Source organism: Paraburkholderia sp. BCC1884 (genome assembly GCF_900996225.1).
Lineage (GTDB): Bacteria > Pseudomonadota > Gammaproteobacteria > Burkholderiales > Burkholderiaceae > Paraburkholderia.
The window spans coordinates 110477-123527 of sequence record NZ_CAAJGL010000064.1; the positions used below are offsets into that span (position 1 = coordinate 110477).

At 61.3% G+C, this 13051-nt stretch carries 11 protein-coding genes; 6 read left to right on the plus strand and 5 right to left on the minus strand.

Annotation, left to right across the window (positions count from 1 at the left end; genetic code table 11):
* Window positions 1-72: 72 nt before the first annotated feature.
* Window positions 73-1293, minus strand: a complete 1221-nt coding sequence (locus tag FQ705_RS05690) for a Bcr/CflA family multidrug efflux MFS transporter (RefSeq protein WP_144138434.1) — start codon at window positions 1291-1293, stop codon at window positions 73-75.
* Between the two features lie 231 nt (window positions 1294-1524).
* Between FQ705_RS05690 and FQ705_RS05695 the strand changes: the two genes are divergently transcribed.
* From FQ705_RS05695 to FQ705_RS33985, 5 genes are all read left to right on the plus strand, one after another.
* Window positions 1525-2106 carry a hypothetical protein gene (locus FQ705_RS05695; RefSeq protein ID WP_144138446.1) on the plus strand — a complete coding sequence of 194 codons (582 nt, stop codon included), beginning with the start codon at window positions 1525-1527 and terminating at the stop codon, window positions 2104-2106.
* 138 nt (window positions 2107-2244) lie between these two features.
* A complete protein-coding gene (hemL, locus tag FQ705_RS05700) occupies window positions 2245-3528 on the plus strand; it encodes a glutamate-1-semialdehyde 2,1-aminomutase (RefSeq protein WP_144138435.1) in 1284 nt (427 codons plus the stop codon).
* 82 nt (window positions 3529-3610) lie between these two features.
* The gene (gene ribD / locus FQ705_RS05705; RefSeq protein WP_144138436.1) at window positions 3611-4780 is read left to right on the plus strand and encodes a bifunctional diaminohydroxyphosphoribosylaminopyrimidine deaminase/5-amino-6-(5-phosphoribosylamino)uracil reductase RibD; all 1170 of its coding nucleotides are present in this window, start codon (window positions 3611-3613) and stop codon (window positions 4778-4780) included.
* Window positions 4781-4795: 15 nt separating this feature from the next.
* On the plus strand, window positions 4796-5431 hold the full coding sequence (locus FQ705_RS05710; protein ID WP_144138437.1) for a riboflavin synthase: 636 nt from the start codon (window positions 4796-4798) through the stop codon (window positions 5429-5431).
* Between the two features lie 208 nt (window positions 5432-5639).
* Entirely contained in the window at window positions 5640-5807 is a 168-nt protein-coding gene (locus tag FQ705_RS33985; protein ID WP_186307800.1) for a hypothetical protein, read from the plus strand.
* Between the two features lie 702 nt (window positions 5808-6509).
* On the opposite strand, the gene FQ705_RS34905 is transcribed toward FQ705_RS33985, so the two are convergent.
* The gene (locus FQ705_RS34905; protein WP_144138438.1) at window positions 6510-6845 is read right to left on the minus strand and encodes a winged helix-turn-helix domain-containing protein; all 336 of its coding nucleotides are present in this window, start codon (window positions 6843-6845) and stop codon (window positions 6510-6512) included.
* Between the two features lie 298 nt (window positions 6846-7143).
* Between FQ705_RS34905 and FQ705_RS05720 the strand changes: the two genes are divergently transcribed.
* A complete protein-coding gene (locus FQ705_RS05720) occupies window positions 7144-7920 on the plus strand; it encodes a tyrosine-type recombinase/integrase (protein WP_144138439.1) in 777 nt (258 codons plus the stop codon).
* Window positions 7921-8043: 123 nt separating this feature from the next.
* On the opposite strand, the gene FQ705_RS05725 is transcribed toward FQ705_RS05720, so the two are convergent.
* The 3 genes from FQ705_RS05725 to FQ705_RS05735 form a co-directional block, all read right to left on the minus strand.
* Entirely contained in the window at window positions 8044-9018 is a 975-nt protein-coding gene (locus FQ705_RS05725) for an SH3 domain-containing protein (protein ID WP_144138440.1), read from the minus strand.
* The gene (locus tag FQ705_RS05730; protein ID WP_144138441.1) at window positions 9015-11906 is read right to left on the minus strand and encodes a hypothetical protein; all 2892 of its coding nucleotides are present in this window, start codon (window positions 11904-11906) and stop codon (window positions 9015-9017) included. Before FQ705_RS05730 ends, FQ705_RS05725 begins: the two co-directional genes overlap by 4 nt.
* Before the next feature lie 53 nt (window positions 11907-11959).
* Window positions 11960-13051: DUF2345 domain-containing protein (locus FQ705_RS05735; RefSeq protein WP_144138442.1), on the minus strand; the 1092-nt coding region annotated here is incomplete at its 5' end.

Here is a 13051-nt window from a genome sequence, read left to right on the forward strand (position 1 = left end):
GCCCGCGACGCACGGTCGCGCGCGCGCAACACCTGGTGTTTTCCTTCCGTGCTTACGCGCGCCTCACCTGCCCTACACCGCGGCGACGGGCACCTTGGTGCCGTGCCATCGCACGACCAGAATCCGCCCGACGTAGCACAACACACCCGCCACGCCGACTACGATCCCCATGCCCTTGGGCGAGCCGTCCTGCCACACGCCCACCGCGAGACTCGACAACGCACCGAGCGCCAACTGCACGGCGCCGAACACCGCCGCCGCCGCGCCGGCATTCACGGGATAGCGATGCATCAGATCGGTCGTGCAATTTGCCGACAGCAGACCCACCACGCCGACCACGAAGAACAGGCCGAAGACGATCGACCACAAGCCGCCCCAACCGGTTAGCGAGACGAGACAGACGAACAGCGAAGCGATGCAGCTCACAGTCGCCGCGAAGGAAATGATCGGCAGCGAGCCAAGCCGTCCGACGAGCCGCGTATTCATGAAGTTGCCGAACATGATGCCGACGATATTCAGCGCGAACAGAAAGCCGTAATGCTGAGCCGATACATGGAAGTACTCGATGTACACGAACGGCGTCGCCGTGATGTACGCGAACATCGACGCGAACGCCATACCGCCGCACAGCATATGCCCCCACGCCACCGGATCGCGCAGCAACTTGCCATACGCGCCGAACGATTTCAGCAGCGCCGAATGCGCGCGCTTCTCGCGCGGCCATGTTTCCGGCACCTTGAGGAACGCGGTCACCGCGCACACCGTGCCGAACAGCGTCAGCACGACGAATACGACTCGCCAGCCGCCGAGCAACAGCAACTGTCCGCCGATCAGCGGCGCAAGCAACGGCCCGATCGAGGTGACGATGGCGAGCATCGACAACACGCGGGCTGCGTCGGTCGGACCGTGCGCGTCGCGGGCGATGGCGCGCGCCAGCACCGAAGCCGCGCCCGCACCGAGCGCCTGCACGAAGCGGAACGTCACCAGCGAGCCGATCGAAAACGACAGGGCGCACGCCACGCTCGCAAGCGCATACATGATGATGCCGCCCAGCAGCACCGGCCGCCGGCCATAGGTATCCGACAGCGGACCGTACAGCAGCATGCCGATCGAAAAGCCGAACATGAAACTGGTTAGCGTGGTTTGCGCGGAGCCGGTGCTGATCGCGAATGCCTGCGCGATGGTCGGCAGGCTCGGCAGATACATATCGATGGAAATCGGCCCGCATGCGGCGAGCGCACCGAGCAACAGAATCAGCCGACCATCGGGCCGGCTTCTGGTGACGTAAGACATGGGAATCCAGATGAGGCGCCGCGCCGTGATCGGCAGCGGAACGGTGAGACGGGCAACGTCAACTTGACGAGAGGAATTGTACGCGAGGGCCGGGGCATCCGCTGATGGCGGCGGCATACCCACGGCGCACGGCGTGCGCGCTGCCACAATCGGTTAAGCTGCGCCTGACCGCCTGGACGCCACCGGAACGAGCCCGTGGCGCCTCCTCCACTCTTCCGTTCAGACCACGCGATGACCGCCTTCCTGCTGATCTGGAGCCCCAAGAAATGGCCGTGGCCCGAGTTGCCCCAGCTCGCCAAACGCGTCGCGACGGGGGTCGCCGTCGCCGACGTCTGGGGCTGCGGATTCGCGCGCGGCATCCTGCCGGGCGATCGCGTGTTCCTGCATCGGGTCGCTCAGGAGCCCAAGGGCATTTTCGGCTCCGGCTACGTGACGCGCGCGCCGTACGAGGTGCCCGACGCAGCCACCAAACGCGGCTATCGCCTGTGCATCGACTTCGTGTACGACTGGCTCGTCGACGCCCACAACGAGGTGGTGATCCCACGCGAGATGTTGCGCACGCATCCTTTCTCAGTGCAGACGTGGGACGCACAAAGCTCGGGCACGGTAATCAAGCCGATCGCGGAAGGCGCGCTGGAAAAGCGCTGGGCGGCACTCACCGGCAAGCGCAAGCCGCCGCCGCTCGAGGCGCCCGCCGGCCCCACCCGCTCAAGCAAAGCAACGGCTCACGCCGCGGCGGCGCAAAAGAGCGCTGCGCAAGCGCGCGCGAACGCAAAGCCGAAGGCGGCAACGAAGCGTTCGCCGAAAAGCTGACCGGAGAACCCGCTCCCCGGGCGTGGCCATCAACCCGTTCACGCTGACTCCGGTACAATTTCCCCACCTATCCCAGCGCCGCGCGAACCGCCCACAGGCAAGCCGCGCCGCTGCGCAACCCCAATTCCAGTCATTGCCATGTCCAAAAACGAAACCCTTTTCGAACGCGCGCAACGCACCATTCCCGGCGGCGTGAACTCGCCGGTTCGCGCTTTCCGTTCGGTCGGCGGCACGCCGCGTTTCATCGAACGCGCGCAAGGCGCCTACTTCTGGGACGCGGACGGCCAGCGCTACATCGACTACATCGGCTCATGGGGCCCGATGATCCTCGGCCACGTTCACCCGGAAGTGCTCGAAGCCGTCCAGCGCGTGCTGGGCAACGGCTTCTCGTTCGGCGCGCCGACCGAGTCGGAAATCGAAATCGCCGAGGAAATCTGCAAACTGGTGCCGTCGATCGAACAGGTCCGCATGGTGTCGAGCGGCACCGAGGCGACCATGAGCGCGCTGCGTCTCGCGCGCGGTTTCACGAACCGCAGCCGCATCGTCAAGTTCGAAGGCTGCTATCACGGCCACGCCGACAGTCTGCTGGTCAAGGCCGGCTCGGGCCTGCTGACCTTCGGCAATCCGACCTCGGCGGGTGTGCCGGCCGATATCGCCAAGCACACCACCGTGCTCGAATACAACAACGTCGCCGAACTCGAAGAAGCGTTCAAGACATTCGGCAACGAGATCGCCTCGGTGATCGTCGAACCGGTGGCCGGCAACATGAACCTCGTGCGCGCCACGCCCGAATTCCTGCAAGTGCTGCGTCGCCTGTGCAGCGAATACGGCTCGGTGCTGATTTTCGACGAAGTGATGTGCGGTTTCCGTGTCGCCCTGGGCGGCGCGCAGGAGGTCTACGGCATCACGCCGGACCTGACCTGCCTCGGCAAGGTGATCGGCGGCGGCATGCCGGCAGCCGCTTTCGGCGGACGGCGCGACATCATGGCTCACCTCGCACCGCTCGGCGGCGTCTATCAGGCGGGCACGCTGTCCGGCAATCCGATCGCGGTCGCCGCAGGCCTGAAGACGCTGCAACTGATCCAGGCGCCCGGCTTTTACGACACGCTCACGGCACGCACCGCGCGCCTCGCGCAAGGTCTCGCTCAGGTTGCGCACGAAGCCAGGGTGCCGTTTGCGGCCGATTCGCTCGGCGGCATGTTCGGCCTGTACTTCACGGATTCGGTGCCGACCAGCTTCACCGAAGTCACGAAGAGCGATGTGCCGCGCTTCAACGCGTTCTTCCACAAGATGCTCGACGCCGGCGTGTACTTCGCGCCGTCGGCCTATGAAGCGGGTTTCGTGTCGATCGTCCACGACGACGCAATCATCGACGCCACGATCGACGCAGCGCGCGGCGCGTTCGCCTCGCTCGCGGCCTGATGGCCTCGCGAAGATAAGCCGCGCCCCGACCGTCACAATCAAACCTCGCGACTACCCAGCCACCGCACCCGACCGGAACCCGATGTTCTCGCAAACCGACTTCGTCCATATGGAACGCGCGCTCGCGCTGGCCAAGCGCGGCATGTACACCACCGACCCGAATCCGCGTGTGGGGTGCGTGCTGGTCAAGAACGGCGAGGTGATCGGCGAAGGCTTCACCCAGCCGGCCGGCCAGGATCACGCCGAAATCCGCGCGCTGAAAGACGCCCGCTCGCGTGGTCACGATCTGCGCGACGCGACCGCTTACGTGACGCTCGAACCGTGCAGCCACTTTGGCCGCACGCCGCCGTGCGCGAACGCGCTGATCGAAGCGCAGGTCTCGCGCGTGGTCGCGGCAATGGAAGACCCCAATCCGCAAGTGTCCGGACGTGGACTCGCCATGTTGCGCGACGCCGGCATCGAAGTACGTTGCGGCCTGCTCGCTCACGAAGCGCACGAGTTGAACATCGGCTTCGTGTCACGCATGACGCGGGGCCGCCCCTGGGTGCGCATGAAGGTCGCGGCTTCGCTGGACGGCCGCACCGGTTTGCCCTCGGGCGCCAGCCAATGGATTACCGGTGAGGCGGCACGCGCCGACGGCCACGCGTGGCGCGCCCGGGCGTCGGCGATTCTGACCGGCATCGGCACGGTCAGGGAAGACAATCCGCGCATGACCGTACGCGCCGTCGACACGCCGCGCCAGCCGCGCCGCGTGCTGATCGACAGTCAGCTCGACGTGCCGCCCGAGGCGCACATCCTCGCCGGCGCACCCACGCTGATCTTCTGCGGCAACCTCGATGAACGCCATACCGAGCGCGCCGCCGCCTTGCGCGATCGGGGTGCCGAGATCGTGCAACTGGCGAATCCGGACGGCAAGGTCGATCTGCCGGCCGTGCTGAAAGTGCTCGGCGAGCGTCACGTCAACGAGTTGCATGTCGAGGCGGGCTACAAGCTGAACGGCTCGCTGCTGCGCGAAGGCTGTGTCGACGAATTGCTCGTGTATCTCGCGCCGAGCCTGCTCGGCGTGGACTCGATGAGCATGTTCAACCTGCACGCGCCCGAGGCGCTCGAAGGCCGCGTCAAACTGAATTTTCATGCGGTCGACCGGATCGGCGAAGACGTGCGCATTCTTGCCAGGTTTGCGCCTGAGCCCGCGCCCGAAGCCACGCCCGAACCCGGCGGCGATCCAGCCTCCCCACCCGTTTCGAATTGATCAAGGATTAGCACGATGTTCACAGGAATCGTCGCGGCAGTGGGCCGCATCGAATCAGTCAAGCCGCTCGGCACCGACGGCGACGCAGGCGTGCGCCTGAACGTGGAAGCCGGCGGCCTCGAGCTCGGCGACGTGCAGCTCGGCGACAGCATCACGATCCAGGGCGCCTGCATGACCGTCGTGGCGATGACCGACCATTCGTTCGAAGTCGACGTCTCGCGCGAAAGCCTGAATTGCACGGCCGGCCTCGGCGAGACCGGCGAGGTCAATCTCGAAAAGGCGCTGCGCGCGCACGACCGGCTCGGCGGCCATATCGTCTCCGGCCACGTGGACGGCCTAGGCACCGTCACGCATTTCGCGCCGGTGGGCGAATCGCACGAACTGCGCGTGCTGGCGCCGCGTGAGATCGGCCGCTATCTGGCGTACAAAGGCTCGATTACGGTCAACGGCGTGAGCCTGACGGTCAACTCGGTCAAAGATCGGGACGATGGCTGCGAGTTCTCGATCAACCTGATTCCGCACACCGTGCAGGTGACCTCGCTGAAGAATCTGCGCGAGGGTTCGCAGGTCAATCTGGAAATCGATCTGATTGCGCGGTACGTGGAGCGGATGCTCAGTGCGTCTCAGGACGACCATAACCCGTTGAAATAACTGATATTTTACAAAATCAGCATACTCCTTCGTCTCGCAGCGCCCAGCTAGATCTACGGCTCGCCGGCTTCGGGGCGATCTTTACTTTGAATCAGGATCTGCTGTTGGAGTATCAATATTTTACGGCGAGCCCTGAGTTGCCGGGTCAACGGCGCTTTCATGGCAATCGATTCCCGGTATGCGCCCTGTGCCACAAGCCACGCAGCCAATGCCCGATCGCCGATGGGCTGTACCGTACATGCCGGATGAAAACCAGTTTCAGGTCGCTGCTGGAGCACAGCCGTATTTCAAATTGCACGGCTCATCGAACTGGCAGCACGATCAGCAAGGCGGCCCCATGCTCATCATGGGTGGCAACAAGGTCAATGCGATTTGACCGTGTGCCTGTCCTCGCCTGGTATCAACAGGAGTTCCACGCGTATCTTCGTCGCGGCGACTCGCGACTGATGGTCATTGGCTACGGGTTTCGCGATGACCACATTAACGCGGCCATTATCGACGCTGTTACCGACCACAATCTAAAGCTTTTCATAGTGTCGCCCGACGGCGCAGAGCATGCGAAAAAATCGCACCGCCCGTCAGTCCCGCAAACGCCGAGCCGAAGCCACTTGAGGTTGCGTTCAAACGTGGGGTGATCGGCGCATCCCGACGTAACCTTCTTGAAACATTCGGCCAGTTCGAAACCATCGAGCAAGCCAAATTCGAGCGATTTTTGGGGGCGTAGAACTAACAGGAAGACTCATCAATAACGCTAAGAAGTGCCTCGCGGACGCCGGGTTGCAGCTTGGCATAAATCCATTCGCAACCTACGAACCGCGAACTATCGCCGATCGCTGGTCATCGAGCGACGACTCGGAATGACCGTTCCGGTCTCAACCGTGGCCTCAGAAGGAAGGCTGCTCGACCGGCAGCAGCGGGCCGACCTCCGTCCGTCGCCGGCCATCAAAAAAAACGAGCACGTGACGTCCCTCCGACAAAGCCGCGTCGACGCTTAGGAAAATTCACAGCTTTTCGAGCGCCAGTCGATCTCCACGATTTCCGCGGACGATCTCGGGTGGCCCTCACAGCAGTGCACCCCTTAGGAGCGAAGTCGCTGTCGCAGTTCCAAAAGGATCCTCAAGTCCACTTCCCAACCGTCCTCGAAGTCCTCCACAAGAACGTTCCCTTCGTATTTCGGGTAAGCCAGCTCATCAACGCAGGACCAAAATCTCGGTTTGGATAGAAGCCACCGATCATCGCCGACCGGTCCTACCAAGATCGTTCTGACATACGCCATGCTGTACGAGATTCCAAACTCGGCCTCCATCAATTCAGCTACACGCGCAAGCGTCCAACGAACACGTTTAGGAGCGCGTCCACGCCGCGGCACAGATTCACGCACGTAAGTGTCTGCCAGCAATCTGACAAGCTCCATTTTTGCTCATCCGTCAGGCCACGCGGACGACCCATTGGTCGCTTTCGCCACGGCTTATCATCTGGATAAGCCGCCGTCAGCTTCGCCCATCGCCCCCCGCCTCCGTTCGCTGAGCTGATCGAAGTCCCGCCTCGCTCCTCTCTCCGCCATAGCTCTGTTTCTCTCTATCTCTATAATAGTTTTTCACTTACCGTATTTAAAACTCGAGGATTTGGTCAAAGTTATTTAGCTCACACGGCCTCCGAGCGAATCGGTATCGTTTCAACATCGAAAATTTCCATGTTGAACGACCGCGAAAATGCCTCTCCATCATCGAAATCAATCAGGCGAAGACCGACGGCGCTACGCTGAAACTGCCGGACAAGGACGGAATCTTACCGCCGCGCAGTTTCACCAGTTGGCGAGCGTACCGGTTGAGGCCGAATGGTTTGCCAATCTCGACAATCCCCGCACCCGTCGCGCATGCCAGACCGATATCCGTGATTTCATGGGATTCGCCGGCATCCAGTGCCCGGAAGAATTTCGCATCGTTACCCGCGCGCACGTGCTCGCGCGGCGCAACATCCTCGAAACGCGCCAGCTATCCGGTGCGACCATCCGTCGAAAGCTTGCCGCGCTGTCGTCGCTGTTTGAATACGTCTGCGAAAAGAACTCAGTGAACGTCAACCCGGTCGGGGGCGCGAAACGCCGGAAGGTCGATAGCAACGAGGGCGAGACGCCCGCGCTCGGTGACCATCAGGCCCGAGCGCTACTCAATACGCCTGCCCCGGATACCCTGAAGGGCAAGCGGGACCGCGCGATGCTCGCCGTACTTCTGTACCAGGGATTGCGTCGCGAAGAACGATGTCTGCTGAAAGTACGGGATATTCGCGACCGGCGCGGCGTGCCGCATCTGCGAGTTCACGGCAAGGGCAGCAAGCTACGCTACGTTCCACTGCATCCCGCGAGCGCCGAACGACAGCATAGTCAGTGTTGCTTTCGTACTGGACACAACGACCCTCAGTTCAAACCCGCAGATTCCACAACACGCTATCCCCTCCGTGTGCGACATCCCGACCGCTCAGTTGAATCGTGACTGCAGTAGCCTGGACCGTCCCACTCGCCGTCGTCCGGTCACTATTCATGATCAGATATCGTTGCATAGTTTGACCGTTTGAACCGCTGGTTTTTACCAATGAATACGCAAGCGTCGTGCTGGTTATCGAGCGATGTCTTGTTTTTGCATCCAGGCTTCGATTGGTGATTTGCCTACACGCGCATAGCTAATTCGTATCCATCCGTTATCCTGCTCGCCGATCACGGTAACCCGATCGCCCCGGATCAGATAGCCGTGCCTGATGCTTCCCACCGACGGCCGTTCATAGAGCCATGCACGCTCACTCTGCACTGTCCGTCCGGGCAGATTGCTCGATTCGGGCGACGTGGGGGATGGGACATCAACCGGTGGCAACGCACTAACTTTCGGCGACGCGTTTTCGTTGCCAGGCGCATCCTTAATTTGCGCATAATAGCCGGCGTTCTCTGCGTTTGGCGGATCGCACGCTTTGATATTGCTGAGTCCCAGTGCCGTGCGCAGGAAGGGGCTGATGTCTGCGCTCTTCGCGCTGCCGTATTGAGTCCATACCGCCTTGGCAGTCGGTTTTTCCAGCGTATTCATAGACTGCGCGTCAGCGCGGCCCGAATCAAGCTGACTACGCCAGATCTCGCCCTTGTTATCCCACGCGCCAGCGCAGACGGCGCCTGTATAGTCGCGCGAAACGCAACCAGTTGCGGTATCGAGTATCGGACAGAACTCACGGCTTGCCGCGACAAACTTGCCTGCCTCGTTTTCCGTCATGCCGTTGCGCGTTAGATCGAGAACCAGGTATCGGCCGCCCGGCGAGAGTGCACGGCTTCCGACAGTGGAAAAAATGACACCCCCATCACCGGTGAGTCGTTCGTCGGGGATGAGCGGTAACTGCGTGCCATCGGGACGCACGAACGTGAGACGCGTCCACCCGGGTCCAAATTTGTTGCTCAGCGCGGGAGGCACCGGCGTCGAGAAAATCAACCGCGCGTGATTGGGAAACGTCATGACCGATTGTTGGTCGGAGCACCATGCCTCTCGGGAAACTAGCAATGCAGAAATAACGAAACCGAGTCGTGCCGCTTTGCGCATGTTCAACATGTTCATCCTAACGTTGCCTTGAGACTGTTATAGCGTCCGGGAGCAACGGAGACGCCTCCCGAGCTGGCCATGCGGCGCGTTATGCCGTAGTGGTCGGCAAGTGCGCGCTCAAGTGTTGCACGGCTCTGCCCCCAGTCGTTCGGGTTGCGCGGAGCGGTGGGGTGAGTCGAATACAGATGGTCGAGGGACGAAGCAAGATCATCTGCCACGTGGCCAGGTCGGTTCACGCTTTCATCCAGGACTGTCGCGCGCCCGAGGTCGCCCTGGAAATACTCGCCGGTCGTATAAGCGTATCCGGTTGGTTTGGCGGCCACGCATTGGCGCAGTCGCTTGACAAAATCCCTAAGCTGCAGCTTCTGGTAACGCACGTCAGACAGTGCGTGCGCGAGCACCGCGATTGCGGGATTCGGCAAATAGTGGTGATACGTACTCTGGTCGCAACCGCGCCGGATTTTCCGCAGCAAGGGTTCGCCCGTCATTGGTTGGCCTGCGGTCACTTCAGGATGCGTGAAAGACATGCGCGCATCACTGCCCGTACCTTCCACTGTCCAGCCACAGCGGGCGAAAAGTTCCTGATAAGCGCTTTCGCTTTCCGCACGGAAGTCTGCGACCTGCGTGGACAACTCACCCCCTCCATCGTCTGGGCGAATGGTTTTCTGCATTGCGCCTGCCGTCGCGACCTGATCGTCGTAAGACTGCACTGTGTCCAGCTTGCCTTCGTTTGGCGCCATCGCCGCGATGATTCGCTTCTCGCTGGCCGTGATTTCTCCGCTCGCGAGCATTGCCTGGAGCCCGGGCGCACTCTCAAGCGTCAGCGTGCCCCAAAAGACTGGCCCATAGTGACCATTCCAGCTCGTGACCTGAATTTTCGTGTTCAGACAGCAACCGCACGCGCAGCTATTCGCGCTGGTAAAGTTTCCGACAATTCCGACCGGATGGAAATGAAACACCGATGCAGTGGACGGCCATCCGGTAACACCTTGCACGCCACTCCAGAAGCGTAATTCGTCGATGCGTTTCATCTCCGCCTGCCATGCTGGAAGACCCGCATGCATATGTGAATTGAGCGTCTCCCATTTGCTCATCTCTCCGCCCCACTCGCTTTCGTACCTCACGATAAGATGATCGATTCGATCTGCGAGCCACGGCTTGCCAAGCGCCAGTTGCAGTTCCCGCGCGGTGATCTTTCCGTCGTGTTGTCCCTGCCCGTCGATCGCGTCTTCAAGCTTCCGGACGGTTTCGTCCGAGCGGGCGGTGTTGAACGAATCCTCAAAACTTGTAATCTCATCCGGTGTTCCGGTATCGGCAACAAACAGTGCACGCTGGAACATGTCCGACACTGACGTGCCAAGATTCACCACGTCGAACCCCGGCCAGTCCCACGGAGTTTTCAGTTCGACGAGCGGATGCCCGTGATCACAGACCCAACCGTTAACTTGCGCGTTATTTTCATCGGCGATACTCACTGCGTACCACGTCTTGCCTTCTGCTTCAGAACAGCTCTGGCCTGATCCCGTTGCCACCACATGCGCCCAGGCTGCGGCCGGGCTACTTGCGGAATTCACACTGAGCGGGAAGTGACTCCATGCCTGACGATCAGCCGAACCTTGCAGGTCGGTCCGCGCGATCCAGAGCGGAGTCTGACCACTAAGAGGATGCCCTGCCGCATTGACCTTTTGAACCTTGCACCATTGCCCACTGTCCGGTGAATCCGCTGTCGCCTTGACCGCGACACCAGCGCCCAGCGAACTGTCCGCTGCGGTGGGCTGCACCAACTTTGCGCCCTTCGAAATCAGCAGCAATGTGCGCGATTTCACATCGAGTTGCTGTGCTCGCGTCCGGCTGCGCGAGATAAACGCATTCAGGTCGTCCCCCGTGAACACCTCCACGTGGAGCAGGGGGCGTTCGCCGAGTTTGGGAGGCAGCGTGTGGTGCGCGCGCGCCTCCACAAGCCGCTGATATTCGCCGATCCAGGCAACAGTCTCCCCCGCCGCGATTCTGTGGGGCTTGGGCAAGATATAAATCTGATCCAGCGCCGATGGCTTGCTTTCCTTGTCCATCTCGCCGACATAGACCCAACCTACGGCCGCGCTTGCATTGAGCGTTTCGCCCTGCGTGTAGGGCTGCACCGCGCCAGCCACGAAGCTGGAAATTTTGCCCCATGCGCCATGCTTTTGCCCGATCTTGATTTTCGTGTCGCGCGGCAGCCACCCGATCACGGCGGCCTGCCCTGAATGCGAGACGCGCACGCGCAAACCCGCAGTTGTGCTGTCGGGCTCGCCCGTTGCCTTCAATTGCGGGTCATGCGCTTTCGTCCCCACGACATACGTTTCCGTTGCACCGTAGTACGCAGGCAGCGTTTTTGCCGGACCATTCGGTTGCGCGCCAGCGCCGTAGCCTTCCAGCGGCAGCGTGTGCATGTAGAGGCTGAAGAACGTCAGCACATCCTGGGCGGGCGGCGTGGTGTTCTGCGGGGCAGGAGATGTCGTTGCCGGTGAGTTCTGCGGCTGGGCGTTGCCATTATTCGTGGGCTGCGAGGGGGCGGGAGGGAGCACGAGCCGATGGCGCACCAGCGTGAACCCCTTTGAGTAGCCCGCCTTGATCGCGTCCGGGTAAGCGACTTCCTGGAGCTTTTCATCCAGACGGAACGCGACGACCTCGCCATCCGCGATGCATTTCACGCCGCCATCCTGCTGGAACTTGCCTGCGGTCTGCGCGCCGAAATGAATGCCGCCATGCCAGAGACCATTGGCACCCAGCGGATAAAAACCGTCCTCGGCCACCGCGAGCGCCTGGAGATAGTCCTCGGGCGCGAAGGTGATATTCGTTGTCTTCAGAGGAAAGGGATACGCCCAACGCTCTACTTTTGACGGCTGTTCCTGTTGTTGCGCCACGCGCTATCCTTTGTTCAAGTTGCTGTTGCAGACTGTGTCGGCCGCTGTCGCCGCTACCCGGAAAAATCCACCGCGCGGCGCGGCACGCTATCGTTCCACGATGGAAACTTCTCATCGATCCTGGTCGGGCCGTTGAAGCTGTGCTGAGCCCCCTTCACGTCGATGTTGCCCGGAGCGTGAATCTCGATGTTGCCGTCCTTGATGCGGATATAAGCGCCCCCTGAGGTCAACAGGATTTCGCCCTTGGCGATGGCCTGAATCTGCTCGGTCGCTGAAACGAGCTTGACGCTCTTTTGTGAGGTGAGCTCGACGTTATCGTTGTGCGCCTGGATCTCCACCTTGCCTTTCGCTGCGAACAGTTTCATTCCGGCATTCTGGACGAAGAGGCTCAATTTCTGCGTGACGCTCGCGATCAACGATTTGCCAGTTGCGATGTGGGTGCTCTGTCCGCTCACGAGGTTGGTCTGTGCATCGCTGACGATGTGCACAGACTGCTGTGTGGACATGGCGATACCGGAAGGGCTACCGAACAGCATGACCGGTTCCTTGAACCCATTCGCGTTCCCGGTCCCACCGCCCGCCGTGTTTCCCCCCGACGATGAACCCGACACGCTGTTCTGCGTCGCGTCCGTGTATGACTTCAGCGAGTCGTAGCCATCCTTGAGACTTTCTGCCTGATGCGTCGTGCTGGCGGTCGACATTGCTTCCAGCACGCTTTCCGAATTCACTAACTGCGAGGTCGCTTGCCGCGCATCCAGCGGCTGACTGGTCGCCGGATAGGTGGTGACATACAAGCCTTGGCCCGCACGCACTGCACCGTAAGCGTCGGACTTCAGGTCAAAGCCACTGCCCAGAAAGCTGCCCCGGTTGTTCCCGGTCTGATCAATCAGGTAACCCAGATGCAGATGTGCGTTCGTGCTCGTTGAATAAAGCTGAACACGATTCTGGCCCGTCGAGTCGTCCATTACCATCTGGTTATAGCCGCTGCCCTGATATTCCTTGGACTTGTAGCCCGATAGGAGGCCGTTGGAATGCCAGTCGGGTTGCGTTTGGCCGTTGTAGACGCGGCCCGTGACCAACGGCCTATCGCAATCGCCGTCTGCCCAACTGATCAATACTTCTTCACCGACTCTCGGAACATGCAC

What these genes read in the sequence shown, in the direction of transcription:
- FQ705_RS05710 (WP_144138437.1), top strand. Translation starts at nt 4,796, where the DNA reads ATGTTCACAGGAATCGTCGCGGCAGTGGGCCGCATCGAATCAGTCAAG.
- FQ705_RS05725 (WP_144138440.1), bottom strand. Translation starts at nt 9,018, where the DNA reads ATGAACATGTTGAACATGCGCAAAGCGGCACGACTCGGTTTCGTTATT.
- FQ705_RS05690 (WP_144138434.1), bottom strand. Translation starts at nt 1,293, where the DNA reads ATGTCTTACGTCACCAGAAGCCGGCCCGATGGTCGGCTGATTCTGTTG.
- FQ705_RS05720 (WP_144138439.1), top strand. Translation starts at nt 7,144, where the DNA reads ATGCCTCTCCATCATCGAAATCAATCAGGCGAAGACCGACGGCGCTAC.
- hemL (WP_144138435.1), top strand. Translation starts at nt 2,245, where the DNA reads ATGTCCAAAAACGAAACCCTTTTCGAACGCGCGCAACGCACCATTCCC.
- FQ705_RS05695 (WP_144138446.1), top strand. Translation starts at nt 1,525, where the DNA reads ATGACCGCCTTCCTGCTGATCTGGAGCCCCAAGAAATGGCCGTGGCCC.
- FQ705_RS33985 (WP_186307800.1), top strand. Translation starts at nt 5,640, where the DNA reads ATGCCCGATCGCCGATGGGCTGTACCGTACATGCCGGATGAAAACCAG.
- FQ705_RS34905 (WP_144138438.1), bottom strand. Translation starts at nt 6,845, where the DNA reads ATGGAGCTTGTCAGATTGCTGGCAGACACTTACGTGCGTGAATCTGTG.
- ribD (WP_144138436.1), top strand. Translation starts at nt 3,611, where the DNA reads ATGTTCTCGCAAACCGACTTCGTCCATATGGAACGCGCGCTCGCGCTG.